Source organism: Streptomyces sp. RK62 (assembly GCF_018070255.1).
In the GTDB taxonomy this organism is placed as follows: Bacteria; Actinomycetota; Actinomycetes; order Streptomycetales; family Streptomycetaceae; genus Streptomyces; species Streptomyces nigra.
Map to the genome: position 1 here is coordinate 14,351 of NZ_JAGPYD010000011.1, position 19,766 is coordinate 34,116.

Sequence of the window (19,766 nt, forward strand, 5' to 3'; positions counted from 1 at the left end):
TTTTCCCGTGCGCGAGGGATTGACGCCCAACTTCCGTGGTTCCACCCTCTGTTAACGAGTCGACTCGCCGTGTTGCAACCCCTCGCACCCGGATGGCCCGAGCCCCCACGTGGAGGTCACGGATGGACACGCACGCGCACGACCGCCGGCGCTTCCTGGCGCTGGGCGCCGCCCTGGCCGCCACCCCGCTGCTGAGCGCCTGCGGGACCGGTTTCGGCGGCGGGGACGACAAGAGCGACGGCTCGGCGGCGGACGACGTCACCGGCTCCTTCGACTGGAAGCGGGAGAAGGGCACGACCGTCAAGGCGCTGCTGAACAAGCACCCGTACACGGACGCCCTGATCGCCGACCTGAAGTCGTTCACCGAGAAGACCGGGATCAAGGTCGAGTACGACGTCTTCCCCGAGGACAACTACTTCGACAAGCTCACCGTCGACCTGTCCAGCGGACGCGCCTCCTACGACGTCTTCATGCTGGGCGCGTACATGGTGTGGCAGTACGGGCCGCCCGGCTGGCTGGAGGACCTCGGCCCCTGGATGCGCAACTCCTCGGCCACAGCGGCCGAATGGGACCAGGCCGACTTCTTCCCCAACCTCCTCCAGGCCGACCAGTGGTCCCTCAAGGCGGGCGCCCCGCTCGGGCAGGGCGGGCAGTACGCGCTGCCGTGGGGCTGGGAGACCAACGTCGTCGCCTACAACACGGAGGTCTTCAAGAAGCTGGGCCTCAGGCCCGCCGAGACCTTCGACGAGCTGCGGGACATCGCCGGGACCATCAAGCGGAAGGCGCCGGGCGCCGGGTTCGACGGCATGTACGGGATCGCCGTGCGCGGCTCGCGGAGCTGGGCGACGATCCACCCCGGCTTCATGACGATGTACGCGCGCAACGGCCTGAAGGACTTCACGGTCGAGGGCGGAAAACTCACCCCGGCGATGAACAGCCCCGAGGCCGTCGCGTTCACCCGGGACTGGGCCGGCATGGTCAAACAGGGCGGCCCGCCGTCGTGGACGTCGTACACCTGGTACCAGTGCTCCAGCGATCTGGGCGCGAGGAAGGCCGGGATGCTGTTCGACGCGGACACCGCCGCCTACTTCCAGGCGGTCGAGGGGGCGAGCCCGGCCTCCGGGAAGATCGCCTTCCACCCCGGTCCGAAGGGGCCGGACGGCTCGCTGGCCACGAACATGTGGATCTGGTCGCTCGGTATGAACGCCAGGAGCAAGCGCAAGAGCGCGAGCTGGCTCTTCCTGCAGTGGGCGACCGGCAAGGAGCATCTGCGCAGGAGCGCGATCACGCACAACCACATCGACCCGGTGCGCAGGTCGATCGCCGACGACCCGGCGTACAAGGACAAGATGAAGCATCTGCCGGGCTTCATCGAGACGTTCGAGACGGTCGTCGACCAGACGAAGATCCAGTTCACCCCGCAGGAGCAGTTCTTCGACGCCACCACCAGCTGGGCGGCGGCCCTCCAGGAGATCTACGGCGGCGAGAACGCCAAGTCGGTGCTGAACGGCCTGGCGGGCGACCTCGCCGACAAGGTGGGCTAGCCGATGGGATGGCGGCCCGCCCTGCGCCCGTACCTCCTGATCGTCCCCGCCCTGCTGCTGACCTGCGGGATCCTGTACCCGTTCGGGCTCGGCCTGTACTACACGCTGTTCGACTTCTCGGCGAGCAAGCCGCAGCCGGACCTGGTGCGGCTGGAGAACTACACGACCGTCTTCACCCAGGAGGCGTTCTGGAACTCCGCCTGGGTGACGGTCCTGTACGCGGTCGGCGCCGCCGCCGTCGAGACGGTCCTCGGGGTGTCCGTCGCCCTGCTGCTGCACCGGTCGTCGGTCATCGGGCGGGTGCTGGAGAAGATCCTGATCCTGCCGCTGATGATCGCCCCGGTGATCGCGGCGATCATCTGGAAGCTGATGCTCCAGCCGTCGGTCGGGGTGGTGAACCATCTGCTGCGGCCCTTCGGGCTGGGTGGTGTGCAGTGGACGGACACCCCGACCGGGGCCCTGCTGTCGTCCATCGCCGTGGACGTCTGGGTCTACACCCCGTTCGTGGCGATCCTCGCGCTCGCCGGACTGCGCTCCCTGCCCACCTCGCCGTTCGAGGCGGCGGCCGTCGACGGGGCCGGCTGGTGGTACACCTTCCGCCGGCTGACCCTGCCGATGCTGTGGCCGTACGTCCTGGTGGCGGTGATCTTCCGGTTCATGGACTCGCTGAAGGTGTTCGACATCATCTACGCCCTCACGGAGGGCGGGCCGGGCGACTCCACCGTCGTCCTGCAGATCCGGGCCTACCTGGAGGCGATCCGCTTCCAGCGCTACTCGTTCGGCATCAGCTACACGATCGTGCTGTGGGCCGTGGTGTACCTCGCGGCGATGGTGCTGGTGAAGCACCTCGGGAAGATCCAGCGGAAGGCGGCGGAGGCGAAATGACCCTGCGCAGGCGCCTGTTGGGGTGGCTGGCGGACGCCGCCCTGATCCTCTACTTCGTCTTCGCGCTGTTCCCGATCGCCTGGATGGTGATCCTGTCGCTGAAGCCGGCCAATCAGCTGTTCTCCACCTACTTCTCCTTCTCCCCCACCCTCGACGGCTATCGCACGGTCCTCGGCGACAGCGAGGGCATCCCGTTCGTGCGGTTCTTCGTCAACAGCCTGGTGGTGTCGGTGGGCGCGGTGCTCCTGTCGCTCCTCGTGGGACTGCCGGCGGCGTACGCGTCGGCGCGCTGGCGGTTCAAGGGCTCGGAGAACCTGATGTTCACGCTGCTGTCGTTCCGGTTCGCGCCCGAACTCACCGTGATCATCCCGCTGTTCGTGCTCTACCAGAAGCTCGGGCTGTTCGACACGTACGTCGGCATGGTGTGGGTGCTCCAGCTCGTCACGCTGCCGCTGATCGTGTGGATCATGCGCTCGTACTTCGCCGACCTCACGCCCGAGCTGGAACAGGCGGCTTTGCTCGACGGCTACAGCCGCAAGCAGGCGTTCGTGAAGGTGGCGCTGCCGCTGGTCAAGCCGGGGGTGGCGGCCGTGTCGCTGCTGGCGTTCATCTTCGCCTGGAACAACTTCGTCTTCCCGCTCATCCTGACCTCCAGCGAGGCCCAGACGGTGACCGTCGGAGCGCTGTCCTTCCTGGGCGGCGACCGGCCCAAGTACAACCTGACGGCCGCCGCCGCGCTCGTCTCCGTCGTACCGCCGCTGCTGCTGGCGCTGACCATCCAGCGGTATCTGGTGCGGGGGCTGTCGTTCGGGGCGGTGAAGTCGTGATCCGGCTGCGCGGTGTCTCCAAGGCGTTCGGCGCGGTCCGGGCGCTCGACGGGCTCGACCTGGACGTGCGGGAGGGCGAGTTCTTCTGTCTGCTCGGCCCGTCCGGCGCCGGGAAGACCACCACGCTGAAGACCGTCGCCGGGCTGGAGGTCCCCGACGCCGGGACCGTCGAGCTCGACGGGAAGGACCAGCGCGGTGTCGAGCCGTACGACCGGGGCGTGGCCATGTGCTTCGAGAGCTACGCCCTGTACCCGCACAAGTCGGTGTACGACAACCTCGCCTTCCCGCTCCGCTCGCCGCGCCACCGCCTCCCCGCGTCCCGCGCGCGCCAGCGGATCGGGGAGGTGGCCGAACTCCTGGGGATCGCGGGCCTGCTGGACCGGTCGGTCGGGCAGCTGTCCAACGGGCAGCGCCAGCGGGTCGCCCTCGGCCGGGTCCTGGTCCGCCCCGCCCGCGCCTTCCTGCTGGACGAGCCGCTCTCCCACCTCGACGCCAAGCTGCGCCAGCAGATGCGGGCCGAGCTGAAGGCGATCGGGTCGGTGCGCCGCACCACCACGCTGTACGTCACCCATGACTCGGTGGAGGCCCTGGCCCTCGGCGACCGGATCGGGGTGATCCGGGACGGGCGGATCGTGCAGACCGGGACCCGGGAGGAGATCTGGTACCGGCCCCACGACACGGAGGTCGCGCGGGCGTTCGGCCGGCCCCGGATCAACCTGCTGCCGGGCACGGTGACGCCCGGCGGCGGCTTCCGGTCCGCGGACGGGGCGGTCGAGCTGGCCCTGGGGGCGCGGGCGGCGCCCGGCACCGACGTGCTGGTCGGTGCCCGGCCCCGCGATCTGGCGCTGGGCGAAGGCCCCGGGCACACGCTCACCGGCACGGTGTACGTCACCGAGGTGCTGGGCCGGTCGGTGGAGGTCACCGTGCGGCTCGGCGCACAGCATGTGGCGCTCGTCGTCCCGCGCGGCGAGGCGGCCGGTCTGCGGCCCGACGATCCGGTACGACTGTCGGTCCGGCCTGAGAACCTGCTGCTGTTCGAGGCCGACCGGCCGGAGCGTCCAGGACGAAGGATCGGACCATGAACCACGCACAGCAGGGCCCCGCCGCCCGTCAGGCCGCGATGGCCGAGCAGGTCCTCGCCGACGGGTCGGCGACCGCCGCCGACCTCGCCGAGCGGTTCGGGGTGAGCCTGATGACCATCCACCGGGACCTGGACGAGCTCGAACGGCAGGGCATCGTGCGCAAGTTCCGGGGTGGCGTCACCGCGCAGCCCTCCGGCGTGTTCGAGTCCAATGTGCAGTACCGGCTGAAGACCATGCGCGCCGAGAAGGCCGCCCTCGCCGACCGGGCCCTGCGGCTCGTCGAGCCCGGCATGGCGATCATGCTGGACGACTCCACGACCACCCTGGAGATAGCCCGCGGGCTGCGGCTGGGCGAGATCACCCCGCTGACGGTCGTCACCAACTTCCTGGAGGCCATCAACCTGCTCGCCGACCAGCGCGGCATCCGGCTGATGGCCCTCGGCGGCGACTACGACCCGCTGCACTCGTCGTTCCTCGGCGTGTCCTGCGTGGAGGCGATCGAACAGCTGCGCGTCGACGTCTGCTTCACGTCCACGTCGGCCGTGCGCGGCGGCTACGCCTACCACCAGGAGCAGCACATCGTGTCGGTGAAGCGCGCGATGCTCGGCGCGGCCGCGCGCAACGTCCTGCTGATCGACCACACCAAGCTCGCCCGCGCCGCCCTGCACCGGGTGGTCCCGCTGTCCCGCTTCGATCTGCTGCTGGTGGACGACGGGGCGTCGCCGGAGGCCCTGCGGGACCTGGACGAGCACAAGGTCCGCTACGAGGTGTGCACTTCACCCGCGACGAGGGGCGGCGATGACCGAGCTGGAGCTACGTGATCTGCGCAAGACCTACCGGGCGCGGGGCCGTCCGCCCGTGGACGCCGTCCGCGGCATCGACCTGGCCCTGCGCTCCGGTGAACTCCTCGGCCTGCTCGGCCCGTCGGGCTGCGGGAAGTCCACCACACTGCGGATGATCGCCGGTCTGGAGACGGTGACCGGCGGGGACATCCTGGTCGGCGGCGCCTCGGTGGCCGGCCTCCCCGCGCGGCGGCGCAACATCGGGGTCGCCTTCGAGAACTACGCCCTGTACCCGCCGCTGACGGTCGCGGAGAATCTGGCGTTCGGTCTGCGGGCCCGCAAGGGCGCCGACCGGGCGGACGTGGCCCACAGGGTGAAGGAGATCGCCGAACGCGTCGATCTGACCGGGGTGCTCGACGCCCGTCCGGCCGGGCTGTCCAGCGGCCAGAAGCAGCGGGTGTCCCTGGCCCGCGCGCTGATCCGCGAACCGGACGTGCTGCTCCTCGACGAACCCCTCTCGCACCTCGACGCCGCCCAGCGCGACACCACCCGCCGTGAACTCAAGCGCATCCAGCGCGACCTCGGCCATACGACCATCCTCGTCACCCACGACCAGGAGGAGGCCCTGTCGCTGGCCGACCGGATCGCCGTGATGAAGGACGGCGTGATCCAGCAGCTCGGCACCCCGTACGAGATCTACGACAGCCCCGCCACCGTCTTCGTCGCGGACTTCGTCGGCGAACCCGCCATCAACCTGCTGCCCGGCACGGTGACCGCCGACGGCCGGGCCCGGCTGTCGGACACCGCCTGGCTCGCGCTGCCGGTGCCGGTCGAGGCGGGCCGCGAGGTGGTGGTCGGCATCCGCCCCGAGGACCTGGCGCTCGGCGGCGAGGACGGCCTCGCCGCCCGGGTCGTCGCCCATGAGCCGCTGCTGGAGTCGGGCCTCGCCACCCTCGCCCTCGACGGCGTCGAGCAGCCCCTGGTGGTCCTCACCGGGCCCGAGGTGCGGCTCGCCCACGACGACCGCGTCCATGTCACCGCCGATCCCCGCCTCACCCATGTCTTCGACGCCGAGACAGGAGACTCCCTGCGATGACCCACGGGAACCGTGTGCGTGTGGTGGCCGCCGGCGACCACTTCATCCTGCCGTCCCTGATCCGCGAGGCCCTCGCCCGGGAGGCCGACTGCGAGACGACCGAAGTGACCCTCGGCTGGCCGCTGGAGCCGTTCGGCCCGGTGGCCGAGGTGACGGAGGCCAGCGACGCCGAGGACGAGCTGATCGCCGCGCTCGCCGGCGCCGAGGTGCTGGTCACCCAGATGGGCCCGGTGACCGAACGGGTCCTGGCCGCCTGCCCCGCCCTGCGGCTGGTCGTGGTGTGCCGGGGCGGCCCGGTCAACGTCAACCTGGACGCGGCGAAACGGCACGACGTCCGCGTCTGCTACGCGCCGGGCCGCAACGCCGCCGCGACCGCCGAGTTCACCGTCGGGCTGCTGCTGTCCGCGCTGCGCCGCATCCCGCAGGCCCACGACCTGCTCGCCCGGCGGGGCAGCTGGGAGGGGGCGACCTACTACACGTACGCGCACAGCGGTCTGGAGCTGGAGGATCTGCCGGTCGGCCTGGTCGGCTACGGGGCCGTCGGCAGCCGGGTGGCCCGGGCGCTGTGCGCGTTCGGCGCGCGGGTGCTGGTCCACGATCCGTATGTGCGGGGCGAGATCCACGGTCTGCGGGTCGCCTCGCTCGACGAGCTGCTGCGCGCCTCGCGGGCGATCACCCTGCACGCCCGGCTCACCGACGAGACCCGCGGGCTGCTCGGCGCCCGGGAGCTGGCCCTGCTGCCCCGGGGCGCGGTCGTGGTGAACGCGGCGCGCGGCCCGCTCCTGGACGAGGACGCGCTGTGCGACGCGCTGGAGAGCGGGCAGGTGTCGGCGGCGGCCCTGGACACGTACGCGACCGAGCCGCTGCCCGCCGGGTCCCGGCTGCGCGCGCTCACCGACCGGGTGGTGCTCACCCCGCATCTGGGCGGCGCGTCCCGGGCGGTGGCGGAGAAGGCGGCGGCGATCGCCGCGGCGGAGGTGGGGCGCTGGGTGCGCGGCGAGCCGCTGGCGCACTGCCTGACGTGACGGGACGCGAGGAGGTCGGCATGTACGTCGGTATCGATGTGGGCACGTCCATGGTGAAGGCGGCGGCCTTCGACGGGACGGGACGCGAACGGGCGGTCGCCTCCCGCCCGGTGGGCCTCTCCCTGCGCGACGGGGTCGTCGAACAGGACATGGACGAGGTGTACGGGGCGGTCGTCGCCGTCCTGGACGAGGTGACCGCCCAGGTCGCGGAGCCGGTCGAGCTGGCCGGGCTCACCGGTCAGGGCGACGGGGTGTGGCTGGTCGACGGGCAGGGGCGGCCGGTGCGGCAGGCGGCGTCCTGGATGGACGGCCGGGCGCACGAGCTGGTCGACCGCTGGCTGGCGGACGGCACCGTCGAGGCGGTGTTCCGGCGCACCGGCGGCGCGATGTTCCCGGGCTCCCCGGGGCCGCTGCTGGCCTGGCTGGACGCCCATGAGCCGGAGGCCCTGGACGCGGCGGCCGTCGCCCTCTATTGCAAGGACATGGTGTTCCGGCGGCTGACGGGCGCGGCGGCGACCACGGACGTGTCGGACGCGTCGATGCCGTTCCTCGACCCGCTGACCCGCGGGTACGACGACAAGGTGGTGGAGCTGCTCGGGCTCACCCACCGGCGCGGTCTGCTCGCCCCGGTCAGCGACCCGGTGGCGACGGCCCCGGCGCTCGGTGAGGGGCTGCCCGCCGGCACCCGGGTCGTGAACGGGCCGTACGACCTTCCGGCCTGTGCGCTGGGCGCGGGGGCGACCGCGCCCGGCGACGGTCTGCTGATCGTCGGGACGTGTCTGGCCGCGCTGGTCGCCACCACCGAACTGGACCTCGCCGGTGAACCGGCCGGCCTGTACATCGGCACCGACCGGCCCGGGCACTGGCTGCGGGCGATGCCGGCGATGGTCGGCACGGCGGCCCTGGACTGGGTGCTGACGACGACCGGGGTGCGGCACGACGAGGTCGACGGGCTGCTGGCCGCGACCCCGCCCGGGGCGCACGGCGTGCGGGTCCTGCCGTACTTCGCGCCGTCCGGCGAACGGGCGCCGTTCGTCGAACCCCGGCTGCGCGCCGAACTGACCGGTGTCTCCCTGGAGTCGACGCCCGCCGATCTGATCCGGGCGACCTGTGAGGGCATCGGGTTCGCGGCCCGGCACTGTCTGGCGGCGGCCGGGCTCACCGGCACCCTGGCCGTCTGCGGCGGCGGCACCCGAAGCCCCGCCTGGATGCGGCTGCTGGCGGACGTCCTCGGGCGGCCGCTGCGGGTCGTCGAGGGCGAGGTGGGCGCGCGGGGCGCGGTGATCGCGGCGGCCGGGCGGTGCGGCGTGCCGCTGGACACGGCGGCCTGGACCCGGCCCACGGCGGTCGTCGAACCCGACGCGGACCGCGCCGCGTACTACGCGCGGGCCTACGAGGAGCACCTGGAACGGCTGGAGCGGGCCCGGCAGCGGGCGCGCGCCTGACTCCTTCCTTTCAACAGCTCGGCAACTCCCCTACCAGGAAAGGGATCTCCCATGCCTGTGAGACGTCGATCGCTGCTGCTCGCCGCGGCCGCCGGCCCGGCGGTGGCCGCCGTGCCCGCACAAGCCGCCTCCGCCGCGCCGGCGCATCCGCGCCGGCCCCTGGTCATCGGCCATCGCGGCGCGGCCGGCTGGCGTCCCGAGCACACGGCGGCCTCGTACACGTACGCCGTGCGGGCCGGGGCCGACTGGATCGAGCCGGACCTGGTGCCGACGAAGGACCATGTGCTGGTGGCCCGGCACGAGAACGAGATCTCCGGGACCACGGACGTGGCCGCGCACCCGGAGTTCGCGGACCGCCGGACGACGAAGACGGTGGACGGGCGGGCGGTGACCGGCTGGTTCACGGAGGACTTCACACTGGCGGAGCTGAAGACGCTGCGGGCGGTCGAGCGGCTGCCGCAGGTCCGCAACCGCAACACCGTCTTCGACGGGCGCGAGGAGGTGCCCACCTTCCAGGAGGTGGTCGACCTGGCGCGCCGCCTGTCGAAGGAGCACGGCCGGACGATCGCCGTCTTCCCCGAGACCAAGCACCCGACCTACTTCCGCTCGATCGGGCTGCCGCTGGAGCCGAAGCTGGTGGAGGCGGTGCGGCGCAACCGGCTGGGCCGGCGCGAGTGCGTGGTGCAGTCCTTCGAGCCGACGAGCCTGAAGCGGGTGGCCGCCGAGCGGCTGGGGCTGGAACTGTGGCAGGCGCTGGGCACCACGGGCGGGCCGTACGACCTGGTGTCGGCCGGGGACCCGACGACGTACCGGGACATGATGACACCGGCCGGGCTGGCCCGGATCGCCGAGTATGCCCGGTGGATCGGGCCCGACAAGTCCTCGCTGGTGGGGACGTCCCTGCTCGCGGACGCGCACGCGGCGGGGCTGCGGGTCGGGGCGTACACCTTCCGCGCGGAGAACCAGTTCCTGCCGGCGGAGCTGCGCCGGGGAACCGGACCGAACGATTTCGGGGACGCCTTCGCCGAGTACGCGCTGTACTACGGGCAGGGGGTCGACGCGGTGGTGACCGACTTCCCGGATCTGGCGGTGATGGCGAGGAGGGGTTGATGAGGACCCGCAGACTGGACTGCCCGACCTGCGGCACCATGCAGATCTTCCGGTTCCTCGAGAAGGACGAGAAGGCGTGGGTGCGGGAGAAGGAGGGGCCGAACTTCTACGTGGACAACCTGTGGCGGTGCACCGCCAAGGGCTGTCTGACGTACTACCCGCACATGAACAAGGGCGGCTACGGCCGCCTCCCCGAGAAGTTCCACGAGGAGGAGACCGCCGCCGACGGGTGAGCCCTACAGGTTGCTGAAGTCCGGGCCCTTCGTCCGGGTCCGCTTGATCTCGTAGAAGCCCGGCACGGAGGCCACGGCGAGGGTGCCGTCCCACAGCTTGGCGGCGTCCTCGCCCTTCGGGGCGGGGGTGACGACGGGGCCGAAGAAGGCGATCTGCTCGCCGTCGTCGCCGGGGACGGCGATGACCGGGGTGCCGACCTCCTGGCCGACCTTGTCGATGCCCTCCTTGTGGGAGGCACGCAGCTGCGGCTCGTAGGGGGTGTCGTCCCAGTGCTCCAGGAGGGAGTCCGGCAGCCCGGCGTCCTTCAGGGCGGCGGCGACGGTCTCCCGGCCGGGGCCCTCGCCCTTGTTGTGGATGCGGGTGCCGAGCGCCGTGTAGAGGTCGCCGAGGACGTCGGGGCCGTGCTCCTCCTGGGCGGCGATGACGACGCGGACGGGACCCCACGCCTTGGTGGCGAGCATGTCGCGGTACTCCTCGGGCAGCTCGTCGAGCTTGTCCTCGTTGAGCACCGCGAGGCTCATCACATGCCAGCGGACCTCGATGTCACGGACCTTCTCCACCTCCAGGACCCAGCGGGAGGTCATCCAGGCCCAGGGGCACAGCGGGTCGAACCAGAAGTCGACGGGGGTCTTGTCCGACATGTCTCTCCTCAGGAGGAAACGTTTTCCACGGGAACAACCCCGGTCCGCCCGCCCATTCCCGGCTGCCCCGCGTCAGGGGCGCATGGCAGGATCGGTCCTGTTCAGCCGTAGCCGTAGCCGTATCTGATGCGGTCGTACCAATGACACAAGGGAGTGCCACGCGTGCCCGGTGAGAATCTGTCCCGCGACGAGGCCCGGGAGCGGGCCGCCCTGCTGGCCGTCGACGGGTACGAGGTGTCCCTCGACGTACGGTCCGCCCTCGGCGAGGGCGACGGGGACGGTGCGCCGCGCACCTTCCGCTCGGTCACCACGATCCGTTTCCGCTGCGCCGAGCCCGGCGCGTCGAGCTTCGCGGATCTGATCGCGCCGAGTGTGACGTCCGTCTCCCTCAATGGGCGCGACCTCGACCCGAGCGAGGTCTTCGACGGCTCGCGGATCGCCCTGGAGGACCTGGCCGCCGAGAACGAGCTGGTCGTCGACGCCCAGTGCGCGTACTCGCGGACCGGCGAGGGCCTGCACCGCTTCGTCGACCCGGAGGACGGCGAGGTCTACCTCTACACGCAGTACGAGCCGGCCGACTCGCGCCGCGTCTTCGCCAACTTCGAGCAGCCCGACCTCAAGGCGCCGTTCCGGTTCGAGGTGCGGGCGCCCGAGCAGTGGACGGTGTGGAGCAACGGCGCGGGTGAACTCACGGACGGCGTCTGGCGGTTCGCGGAGACCAAGCCGATCTCGACGTACATCACCTGTGTGGTGGCGGGCCCGTACCACTATGTGACGGACTCCTACACGCGTGAGCTCCCCGACGGCGGCCGGCTGGAGATCCCGCTGGGCGCCATGTGCCGCAAGGGCCTCGCCCCGCACTTCGACGCCGACGACGTCTTCCTGATCACCAAGCAGGGGCTGGACTTCTTCCACGACCACTTCGACTACCCGTATCCGTTCGGGAAGTACGACCAGGCGTTCGTGCCCGAGTACAACCTGGGCGCGATGGAGAACCCCGGCCTGGTGACCTTCCGGGAGGAGTACATCTTCCGCGGGAAGGTGACGCGGGCGTCGTACGAGGGCCGCGCCAACACGATCCTGCACGAGATGGCGCACATGTGGTTCGGCGACCTGGTCACCATGGAGTGGTGGGACGACCTGTGGCTGAAGGAGTCCTTCGCGGACTTCATGGGCGCCTTCGCCAACGTCGGCGCGACCCGCTTCAAGGACGCCTGGATCACCTTCGCCAACCGCCGCAAGGCCTGGGCGTACCGCGCGGACCAGCTGCCCTCCACGCACCCGATCACGGCCGACATCCGTGACCTGGAGGACGCCAAGCTCAACTTCGACGGCATCACGTACGCCAAGGGCGCGAGCGTGCTCAAGCAGCTGGTGGCGTACGTAGGCCAGGACGCCTTCCTGGAGGGCGCCCGCCGCTACTTCAAGCGGCACGCGTACGGCAACACACGGCTCGGTGATCTGCTGGCGGTGCTGGAGGAGACCAGCGGGCGGGACATGGGCGCCTGGGCGCGCTCCTGGCTGCAGACGGCGGGCGTGAACGCGCTGACTCCGCAGGTGCTGCTGGACGCCGAAGGCCGGATCGACGAGCTGGCCGTGCTGCAGGAGGCCGCCGAGTCGCACCCCGAGCTGCGGCCGCACCGGGTGGCGGTGGGCTTGTACCGGCGGGGCGCGGACGGCGCCCTGGAGCGGTACGCGCGCGCCGAGGCGGACGTCGACGGGCCGCGGACGGTGGTGGCGGAACTGGCCGGTGCCGAGGCGCCGGACCTGGTGCTGGTCAACGACGACGACCTGACGTACTGCAAGACCCGGTTCGACGAGACGTCGCTGGCCACGCTGCGGGAGGCGCTGGGCGAGCTGACCGACCCGCTGGCGCGTGCCCTGTGCTGGTCGGCGCTGTGGAACATGACACGGGACGCGCTGCTGCCGGCCCGGGAGTTCATCGGCCTGGTGCTGCGCTTCGGTGGCCGTGAGTCGGACATCGGCGTGCTGCAGATGCTGCACGCGTGGGCCGACTCGGCGCTGACGCACTACGTGGCGCCCGAGTGGCGCGAGCGCGGTGCGCGGCTGCTGACCGAGGGCGCCTCGGAGCAGCTGTACGCGGCCGGGCCGGGCAGCGAGCAGCAGCTGGCGTGGGCGCGGTTCTTCGCCCGGGTGACGGACGAGCGGGGCCTGGAGCTGCTGTCGGGTCTGCTGGACGGCAAGGCGACCGTCGAGGGTCTCGTGGTGGACCAGGAGCTGCGCTGGGCGTTCCTCGAGCCGCTGGCCGCGCACGGTGTGGTCGGCGAGTCGGAGCTGGCGGACGAACTGGCCCGCGACGACACGGCGTCCGGCAAGCGCCATCAGGTGCGCTGTCTGGCGGCGCGGCCGTCGGAGGCGGTCAAGGCGCAGGCGTGGGCGCAGGTCGTGGAGTCGGACGCGCTGTCCAACGCGCTGGTCGAGGCGACCATCGGCGGGTTCGCGCAGGCGTCGCAGCGGGAGCTGCTCGCGCCGTACACGGAGAAGTACTTCGCGGCGATCGACCGGGTCTGGCGGGAGCGGTCCATCCAGATCGGCATGGACGTGGTCCGGGGCCTGTTCCCGGCGCTCCAGCAGTCGCGGGCCACGCTGGACGCGACGGACGCGTGGCTCGCGGCCCACGAGGACGCGGCGCCTGCGCTGCGGCGGCTGGTGCTGGAGTCGCGGGACGATCTGGCACGGGCACTGCGGGCGCAGGCGTGCGACGCGGCGGCGTCAACCGACTGACACCTTTGGCCAACGATCACGGCGGTCCGTGACCGTTACGGAATTCAGGCAATAGCAGCCGTAACCCCTGGTCCCACCCGAACGGACCAGGGGTTTTCCGTCTCTAGTCGGCATCCGAACACCCGTCCTTTAGCGCGGTGTTGTCCGCATTTGTCGACGGGCGTGTAACAGCGGTTAAAGCGCTCATCGGACGCGGAAGCCTCCGGGTCATGAACCACAACACCCCGCTCTCCCCCCTCTCCCCCCGCCCCCTGCACCACCTCTCCGAGGTCCACCGCCGCGTCATGACGGCCGCCCGCCTCAAGGCCCACGGGGTCTCCGCCGCCGAGACCGACGAGCAGTGCCGGCCCGGCGGCCCCTGGCAGCAGCTGCTGCCCGGCGTCTACCTGCTGCACCCCGGGCCGCCCACCAGCGAGGAGCGGCTGCACGCGGTGCTGATGTACGCCGTGCGGGAGCGGTCGCCCGGGGTGCCCGCCCAGCCCAGTGACGGCGAGGCGCCCGCCTATGCCGAGGCGATGATCACCGGGCTCGCGGCGCTGACCCTGCACGGTTTCTCGGTGACCCCGCCGCTCACCGCGCTGGACACCGTCGACGTCCTGGTGCCGCGGCTGCGCCGGCTGCGCTCCACGGGCTGCGCCCGCATCGTGCGCACCGCCGCGCTGCCCACGCCGCAGCAGGTGACGGGGCTGCCGGTGGCGCCGGTGCCGCGCGCGCTGGCGGACGCGGTGGCGGAGCTGAAGGACGGCCGGACGGTCCGCCGGCTGCTCACCGAGGCCGTGCGCGGCGGCCACTGCGAACCGGCCGCGGTCGTACGGGAGCTGACGCAGGCGAAGCTGCTGAACCGCCCGCACGTCGTGGACGCCGTGGACTCCCTGCTCGCCGAGGGCCGGGCCCGCGCGGAGGACCTGCTCTACCGGATGGTCCGCGAGCACGGCTTGCCCGACCCGGTGTGGAACGTGGACCTGCGGCTGCCCGGCGGCCCCCACCTGGGCGGGCTCGACGCGTTCTGGCCGGAGCACTCGGTGGCGGTCGAGCTGGACACCCGCGCGCCCCGCCAGGGCGACCGGAGCGACGACGACTCCCAGTGGTCCGAGTACGCCCGCAAGCGGGAGACGCTGGAACGCCTGGGCATCACGGTCGTCCACATCACCCCGAAGAAGCTGCGGCACGGCATGGAGCAGCAGGCGGCGGTGGTCCGTACGGCCCTGATGGCGGCGGTCGACCGCGACCCTGCCGCGTACGTCGTGGTCCTGCCCCGCTAGTGACGCAGCGGGGCGCGGATCAGGGGGTGTCGGGGGGAACAGAGGGGCCGCGCGGCGTCGGCGGCCCCTCCTCGGCGGGTCAGCGCAGGGCGGGGCCCCGCCGGGTGGCGGACGCCGTACCGGTGTCCTTGCCGGTGTCCTTGCCGCAGAACTCGGCCTCGGTGAGCGCCCCCGGGTCGCCCGCCCAGTCGCCGTTGAGGTTGAGGGTCAGCGCGTGCCGGCCGTCCCGGGTGACGGACGCCTGGGACGTCGAGCCGTGGATGCCCCCGCCGTGGCCCCAGACCGTGACACCGCAGGAGAGCTCGACGCTCATCAGGCCCAGCCCGTACCCGATGCCCTCGGCGGCGGGCACGGTCGTGGTCATCTCGTTCAGCTGCTCGCGCGGGAGGAGCCGGCCGCGCAGCAGGGCCGTGTAGAAGCGGTCGAGGTCCTTGTTGTCGGAGATCATCTCGCCGGCCGCGTAGGCGATCGACGGGTTGAGTTCGGTGACGTCGTACGTCGGTCCCGTCGCCGTGTCCGCCAGCTTGGAGTACGCCCGGCTGCTGGGCCGGGGCATCGTGGCGCGGGTGCCGGGGACGGAGGTGGCCGTCAGCTTGAGCGGGCGGATGATGCGCCGGTCGATCTCCTTGCCGTACGGGCGGCCCGTGACCTTCTCGATGACCAGGCCCGCGAGGACGTAGTTGGTGTTGGAGTAACTCCACGACGTGCCGGGCGCGAACGAGGGCTCGTGCGTCATGGCGACGGCGACCAGTTCCCTCGGCTTCCTGGTGTCGTAGCGGTGCTCGAAGAAGCCATCCTTGGCGAAGTGGTCGCGTACGAAGCCGGGGTCGGCGGTGTAGTCGTAGACGCCGCTGGTGTGGTTGAGGAGTTGGCGCAGGGTGATGCGGCGTCCGTCGTGGCCGTTGCCCCGGACGAGGCCGGGCAGCCACTCGTCCACCGTGTCGTCCAGCGACAGCCGTCCCTCGGCCTCCAGCTGGAGCAGCACGGTCGCGACGAACGACTTGGTGATGCTGCCGACCCGGTAACGGTCGTCCGCCGAGCGCGGTTCGTCCGTGCCGATCCGGCCGACGCCGGGCGTCGCCGACCAGGTGCCGTGCTGGTCCCTCGCCCGGACGGTCACGCCGGGCACCCCCGCCTCGACCGCGGCCTGGGCCGCCGCACGGGTGGCCTCGTGCCCGGTGGTGGGCGGCGCCGCGACGGCCGGTGCGGCGAGGGCGGCCGACAGGGCCACCGCCGTGGCCGCCACGAGGGCCGCGCGGGTCGTCCGTACGTTCATGTCTCTCCCCCTTCGTGCGCTCACGTCGAGCGCGGTCGGGGGGAGAGACCGGGCGGATGCGGCGGAAGTTGACCCGGGTGACGGGGGTTGGGCGTGTTTCGGTCAGTCAGTCCTCCGCCGGCTCCTCGTCCGCGGTGTCGTGGTGGACGTGGATGTCACCGTTGGCGGCGGCGTAGACGGTGCCGTCGTCGCGGGCGGTGTTGGTCTGGGTCGGCTCGGCGGGGCCGGTGACCTTGACGTGAATGTTGTCCCCGGCGACGACGGGGCCGGAGGCGTTGTGGCCGATGTGGATCTCGTTGTGGCTGGGGGGCGTGTTCGGCATGAGGGCTCCGGGGGTCTGGTCAGGAGGCGCGGGTCAGGGTGAAGGGGGTGCAGGTGTAGCAGGTCACTCCCTCGCGGACGGTCCACGCCATCTCCCGTGTCACGGAGGCGGTGTCACCGTCCTCGCCGATGGTGATGGTGGTGCGGACCTGGCCGAGCACCTCGCCGCACGAGCCGCTGGACATGTCGTACGCCGGTGCCGTGGCACTGTAGGTGTCGCCCCCGCCGCTGAACTCGGCCGTGACCGTGTCACCGCACACGTCCCTGGCCCTGGCCGTGTACCGCCCGGCTCCCGCCTCGACGAACTCGATCCCGCCGCCCTCGCTGCTCCACCAGACGCCCGCCAGACCGGTCGGCTCGGGTTCCGGCTCGGGTTCCGGCTCGGGGGTCGGGTCGCCGAACCCGGCGTCCATCGTGGTGGACCCGGAAACCGGGGTGGCCGAGCGGGACTCGGAGCCGTCCTGGCTCTGCTGGACGGCGACGACGGCGATGGTGAGGGCCGCGATCACCGCGGCCACCTTGAGTGCCGTGGCGACGGCGGCCGACACCCCCGCCACGGGCGCGCCGCCGGTGACGACGGCACCGCCGAGGTCGGCGGCACCGGGCGGCGGCGCCAGGGACCCGGCGCCCGGCGTGGGATCGACGGGCATACCGGACACTCCGGGGTCCGACGGCACCGTCGGCATGTCGAGCGTGGCGCGGCCCGGGTCGGTGGGCATGGAGGCGCCCGTCTCCGGCGGCGGAGCCGGTTCTGGTGAAGGTGTGCCGGGAGCGGTGCCGGCGGTCGGGTCCTGGAGGGGCCCCGGATCCGTGCCCGAGGAGCTGAGGTCCGAGGAGCCGAGATCCGAAGCGCCGCCCTCGGGAGCGTTCGCGGGCCCCTCCCCCGGCCCGTCGGGCGACCCGGCGTCAGGCGACCCGGCCCCGGCCCCCGGCTCCTGCGGGACATACTGCTGGGCGTTCGCCGCCGCGTCCGCGCCCTGGGTGTCGCCCAGTTGGCGCCAGAGGATGCCCGCCTCCGCGAGCAGGACGGCGGCGAGGACCCGGTTGCCGGTGAGGACGGCGCGGACGCCACGCTCGTGCGTGAAGTACGCCTCGGCCTGCCGGTCCCCCGCGCGCTGCGCGGCCGGCAGCCCCTGGTCCAGGAGTCGCCCCCAGACACCGAAGCGCAGCGACCGGGCGAGGGCGGGTGAGGCCGCGCGGACGACCCGGACGGCGAGGTCCGCCCGCCCCGACTGCTCGGCCAGCTCCGCCAGCACCTCCAGCGCCCGGGCGTGCCCGGCGACCTGGGCCGCCGGCGTCTCCGGCCGCGCGGCCCAGTCCGCGAAGTACCCGCACAGCCGCTCCAGCGCGTACGGCCGAAGCCCCTGGCGCTCCCGCAGCGCCGCGACGACACCGTCCGCCACGCGGTACCCCAGCTCCGTCTCCTCGGCCAGTCCGAGTCCCGCGAGGCCCGCGCAGAGCGCGGCGGCGTCCGGGGTCCCGCTCAGGGCGCCGATGTGCTCGGGGTCCAGTTCGGCGTCGCGGAAGGTGCCGAGCAGATGCAGGGCGCGCAGCGAGGGCTCGTCGAGCCGGTCGAACAGGGGGTGGAGGAGTTCCCGTACCGCTCCGGGCCGGGGCAGTCCGGCCGCGGGGTCCAGCCGGGCGACGGCGGCCGCGCGGAGCAGCAGCAGCGGTGTGCCGGCGGCGGCCTCCCACAGGGCGGTGACGAGGTCGGGGTCGCCGGGCCCTCCCAGTTCGCGGGTCAGCAGCTCGGCGGCGGCGTCCCGGGTGACGCCCTCGACGTGGTGCGCCCTGCCGTCGGTGCCCTGCAGCACCTCCTCGCGCCCGGCGAAGACGAACAGCGCGTCGGGGGCCGCGTCCATGACGGTGCGCAGCTGCTCGGCGGTGTAGTCGGCGTTGTCGACGTAGACGGTCGCCTCGACGCCCTCCATGAGCTGCGGCAGCTCACCCCGGGAGGGGGCGTAGCCGCCGGTGCTGTGGCAGGCCTCGAAGATGTCCTGCGCCAGGTCCTCGGGTTCGCGGCGCGCGGCGTCGAGGAACACCACCCCGTCGCCGCCGGCGTCCAGGGTGCGGGCCGCGTACCGCAGCAGCGCGGACTTGCCGACGCCGGGCGGCCCCCACAGCTGGACGGATTCACCCGCGTGCAGCGCGGCCGCGATCGCGGCGAGGTCGGCGTCCCGGCCGAGGGGCGTGCCCTGCCGGCGTGGGAGCAGGCGGATGCGGTCCCGGCGTCTGGGGCGGGGCCGCCGGCCGTCCATGAGGACCGTCACCGTGGAGCCGTGCTGTGCGTCGACGACGACGTTGTAGTTGCCGGCGATCACCGGTCCCGTGGCGTCCCCGTCGATGTCGACGCGGTTCCCGGTCCGTGTCCCGTCGTCCTCGCCCGTGTCCGCCATGGTCACCCCGTGGTCTCTCGTGATCGTGTCCGTCGGTGCGGGCGTCACGCTAACCAGGGCGGCGGACCGGCTCACCGTCCAATTACGGTTTTGCGAAGGGCCCCTCCATCTTCACCACCCGTCGCACACATCCGGATCCAACTCATCTGCCTCACAAGGGAGTTCACTCACTCGTTCGGGTGAGTGAAGGCGGTCAGGCGTGCGAGGGAGTCGACGCGTATCGAACGGTAGCCCGTGGTGATGACCCCGTCGTTGCGCAGCCGGCGCAGCGCCTTCTGCACGCTCGGCTCGGAGGCGCCGGCCAGCGTGGCGAGTTCGGGCTGGGTGATCGGCCAGCGCAGTACCGCCCCGTCACCGTCCCGTTCGCCGTACGTCATCACGAGGTGGTGCAGGACCCGGGCGAGCCGGGTGGCCGCGTCGCAGCCGACGAAGTTGACGCGATGGGTGTTGGCGGCGCGCAGTTTGGCCACGACGGACTGGTGGACCGCGTGCGCGATCCCGGGCCGCTCCCGCAGGCAGCGCAGGAACTCCGCGCGGGACACGGTCCGCGTGCCGACGGGCCCGCAGGTGGTCACCGTGGCCGAGCGGGGTCCGCCGTCCAGGGCGGCGAGTTCGCCGAGCAGATCGCCGCGCATCCGGACGGCCAGCAGGGCGGCCCGGTCGTCGTCGGCGTGGCCGGTGACCTTGACCAGGCCGTCGAGCAGGATCAGCACATGGTCGGTGCGCTCGGCCTCCCGCATGAGCACCCGGTCGGCCGGGTGCCGCACCGGGACGCCGAGGGCGAGCAGATGGGCGCGGTCGGCCGGTCCGAGCCGGCCCACCGGGCTGGTCGCCGGCCACTCGCCCGCGCCGGACTGCCGGTGCCCGTGCCGTGCGCGGCCCGTCCCGCTGCTCCCCATGACCCCACCTCTCCCCGCTCCGGCCGCGTCGCCCGGGTCCAGTGTGCTGCGGCGGGCCCGGCGGCGCCGGCCACTCGGGCCCGGTGCTCACACGGTTCCCACCGAACCCTGTATTCCTACGCGTTGTCCGCGCGGCGCAGCGGGCACAGTGGGGCGAGGGGAGCCGGCGCGGCGCGGAGCTCCACCGCCGTGTTCC

General features: G+C 72.5%; 17 protein-coding genes. 12 read left to right on the forward strand and 5 right to left on the reverse strand.

Annotation, left to right across the window (positions count from 1 at the left end):
• Positions 1–122: 122 nt before the first annotated feature.
• From KBY32_RS21640 to KBY32_RS21685, 10 genes are read left to right on the forward strand one after another with little or no spacing between them, the layout of a single operon-like run.
• On the forward strand, positions 123–1,544 hold the full coding sequence (locus KBY32_RS21640) for a sugar ABC transporter substrate-binding protein (RefSeq protein ID WP_210981251.1): 1,422 nt from the start codon (positions 123–125) through the stop codon (positions 1,542–1,544).
• Between the two features lie 3 nt (positions 1,545–1,547).
• Positions 1,548–2,429 carry a carbohydrate ABC transporter permease gene (locus tag KBY32_RS21645; RefSeq protein ID WP_210981252.1) on the forward strand — a complete coding sequence of 294 codons (882 nt, stop codon included), beginning with the start codon at positions 1,548–1,550 and terminating at the stop codon, positions 2,427–2,429.
• The gene (locus KBY32_RS21650; protein WP_055623876.1) at positions 2,426–3,256 is read left to right on the forward strand and encodes a carbohydrate ABC transporter permease; all 831 of its coding nucleotides are present in this window, start codon (positions 2,426–2,428) and stop codon (positions 3,254–3,256) included. Before KBY32_RS21645 ends, KBY32_RS21650 begins: the two co-directional genes overlap by 4 nt.
• Positions 3,253–4,338, forward strand: a complete 1,086-nt coding sequence (locus KBY32_RS21655; RefSeq protein WP_210981253.1) for an ABC transporter ATP-binding protein — start codon at positions 3,253–3,255, stop codon at positions 4,336–4,338. The genes KBY32_RS21650 and KBY32_RS21655 overlap by 4 nt, the downstream gene beginning before the upstream one ends.
• Positions 4,335–5,159, forward strand: a complete 825-nt coding sequence (locus KBY32_RS21660; RefSeq protein ID WP_210981254.1) for a DeoR/GlpR family DNA-binding transcription regulator — start codon at positions 4,335–4,337, stop codon at positions 5,157–5,159. The genes KBY32_RS21655 and KBY32_RS21660 overlap by 4 nt, the downstream gene beginning before the upstream one ends.
• Positions 5,137–6,216, forward strand: coding sequence for an ABC transporter ATP-binding protein (locus KBY32_RS21665; protein ID WP_210981255.1), 1,080 nt, complete (start codon positions 5,137–5,139; stop codon positions 6,214–6,216). The genes KBY32_RS21660 and KBY32_RS21665 overlap by 23 nt, the downstream gene beginning before the upstream one ends.
• Complete coding sequence (locus tag KBY32_RS21670) at positions 6,213–7,241, forward strand: 2-hydroxyacid dehydrogenase (RefSeq protein WP_210981256.1); 1,029 nt, start codon at positions 6,213–6,215, stop codon at positions 7,239–7,241. The genes KBY32_RS21665 and KBY32_RS21670 overlap by 4 nt, the downstream gene beginning before the upstream one ends.
• A 20-nt stretch (positions 7,242–7,261) precedes the next feature.
• Positions 7,262–8,686, forward strand: a complete 1,425-nt coding sequence (locus KBY32_RS21675) for an FGGY-family carbohydrate kinase (RefSeq protein ID WP_210981425.1) — start codon at positions 7,262–7,264, stop codon at positions 8,684–8,686.
• 51 nt (positions 8,687–8,737) lie between these two features.
• Entirely contained in the window at positions 8,738–9,796 is a 1,059-nt protein-coding gene (locus KBY32_RS21680; protein ID WP_210981257.1) for a glycerophosphodiester phosphodiesterase family protein, read from the forward strand.
• Positions 9,796–10,029, forward strand: a complete 234-nt coding sequence (locus KBY32_RS21685) for a hypothetical protein (RefSeq protein WP_210981258.1) — start codon at positions 9,796–9,798, stop codon at positions 10,027–10,029. The genes KBY32_RS21680 and KBY32_RS21685 overlap by 1 nt, the downstream gene beginning before the upstream one ends.
• Before the next feature lie 3 nt (positions 10,030–10,032).
• Here KBY32_RS21685 and KBY32_RS21690 read toward each other — a convergent pair whose 3' ends face one another.
• Positions 10,033–10,671 (reverse strand): DsbA family protein, encoded by a 639-nt coding sequence (locus KBY32_RS21690; protein WP_108706897.1) that lies wholly within the window; start codon positions 10,669–10,671, stop codon positions 10,033–10,035.
• A gap of 162 nt (positions 10,672–10,833) precedes the next feature.
• Between KBY32_RS21690 and pepN the strand changes: the two genes are divergently transcribed.
• Together pepN and KBY32_RS21700 are read left to right on the forward strand one after the other, a co-directional pair.
• Complete coding sequence (gene pepN, locus KBY32_RS21695) at positions 10,834–13,416, forward strand: aminopeptidase N (RefSeq protein ID WP_210981259.1); 2,583 nt, start codon at positions 10,834–10,836, stop codon at positions 13,414–13,416.
• Positions 13,417–13,625: 209 nt separating this feature from the next.
• Positions 13,626–14,678 carry a hypothetical protein gene (locus KBY32_RS21700; protein ID WP_210981260.1) on the forward strand — a complete coding sequence of 351 codons (1,053 nt, stop codon included), beginning with the start codon at positions 13,626–13,628 and terminating at the stop codon, positions 14,676–14,678.
• Positions 14,679–14,757: 79 nt separating this feature from the next.
• On the opposite strand, the gene KBY32_RS21705 is transcribed toward KBY32_RS21700, so the two are convergent.
• The 4 genes from KBY32_RS21705 to KBY32_RS21720 all read right to left on the reverse strand — a co-directional run bounded on the left by KBY32_RS21705 (position 14,758) and on the right by KBY32_RS21720 (position 19,570).
• Positions 14,758–15,954 carry a serine hydrolase gene (locus tag KBY32_RS21705; RefSeq protein WP_210981261.1) on the reverse strand — a complete coding sequence of 399 codons (1,197 nt, stop codon included), beginning with the start codon at positions 15,952–15,954 and terminating at the stop codon, positions 14,758–14,760.
• Positions 15,955–16,060: 106 nt separating this feature from the next.
• Positions 16,061–16,276: a hypothetical protein gene (locus KBY32_RS21710; RefSeq protein WP_210981262.1), complete on the reverse strand. Its 216-nt coding sequence runs from the start codon at positions 16,274–16,276 to the stop codon at positions 16,061–16,063.
• 19 nt (positions 16,277–16,295) lie between these two features.
• Entirely contained in the window at positions 16,296–18,671 is a 2,376-nt protein-coding gene (locus KBY32_RS21715) for an ATP-binding protein (RefSeq protein ID WP_210981263.1), read from the reverse strand.
• Positions 18,672–18,838: 167 nt separating this feature from the next.
• The gene (locus KBY32_RS21720) at positions 18,839–19,570 is read right to left on the reverse strand and encodes a Crp/Fnr family transcriptional regulator (protein WP_210981264.1); all 732 of its coding nucleotides are present in this window, start codon (positions 19,568–19,570) and stop codon (positions 18,839–18,841) included.
• Positions 19,571–19,766: the final 196 nt, after the last annotated feature.

Coding starts and splice junctions, on each gene's coding strand:
- KBY32_RS21640 (WP_210981251.1), top strand. CDS start 123: ATGGACACGCACGCGCACGACCGCCGGCGCTTCCTGGCGCTGGGCGCC.
- KBY32_RS21645 (WP_210981252.1), top strand. CDS start 1,548: ATGGGATGGCGGCCCGCCCTGCGCCCGTACCTCCTGATCGTCCCCGCC.
- KBY32_RS21650 (WP_055623876.1), top strand. CDS start 2,426: ATGACCCTGCGCAGGCGCCTGTTGGGGTGGCTGGCGGACGCCGCCCTG.
- KBY32_RS21660 (WP_210981254.1), top strand. CDS start 4,335: ATGAACCACGCACAGCAGGGCCCCGCCGCCCGTCAGGCCGCGATGGCC.
- KBY32_RS21665 (WP_210981255.1), top strand. CDS start 5,137: ATGACCGAGCTGGAGCTACGTGATCTGCGCAAGACCTACCGGGCGCGG.
- KBY32_RS21670 (WP_210981256.1), top strand. CDS start 6,213: ATGACCCACGGGAACCGTGTGCGTGTGGTGGCCGCCGGCGACCACTTC.
- KBY32_RS21675 (WP_210981425.1), top strand. CDS start 7,262: ATGTACGTCGGTATCGATGTGGGCACGTCCATGGTGAAGGCGGCGGCC.
- KBY32_RS21680 (WP_210981257.1), top strand. CDS start 8,738: ATGCCTGTGAGACGTCGATCGCTGCTGCTCGCCGCGGCCGCCGGCCCG.
- KBY32_RS21685 (WP_210981258.1), top strand. CDS start 9,796: ATGAGGACCCGCAGACTGGACTGCCCGACCTGCGGCACCATGCAGATC.
- KBY32_RS21690 (WP_108706897.1), bottom strand. CDS start 10,671: ATGTCGGACAAGACCCCCGTCGACTTCTGGTTCGACCCGCTGTGCCCC.
- KBY32_RS21700 (WP_210981260.1), top strand. CDS start 13,626: ATGAACCACAACACCCCGCTCTCCCCCCTCTCCCCCCGCCCCCTGCAC.
- KBY32_RS21705 (WP_210981261.1), bottom strand. CDS start 15,954: ATGAACGTACGGACGACCCGCGCGGCCCTCGTGGCGGCCACGGCGGTG.
- KBY32_RS21710 (WP_210981262.1), bottom strand. CDS start 16,276: ATGCCGAACACGCCCCCCAGCCACAACGAGATCCACATCGGCCACAAC.
- KBY32_RS21715 (WP_210981263.1), bottom strand. CDS start 18,671: ATGGCGGACACGGGCGAGGACGACGGGACACGGACCGGGAACCGCGTC.
- KBY32_RS21720 (WP_210981264.1), bottom strand. CDS start 19,570: ATGGGGAGCAGCGGGACGGGCCGCGCACGGCACGGGCACCGGCAGTCC.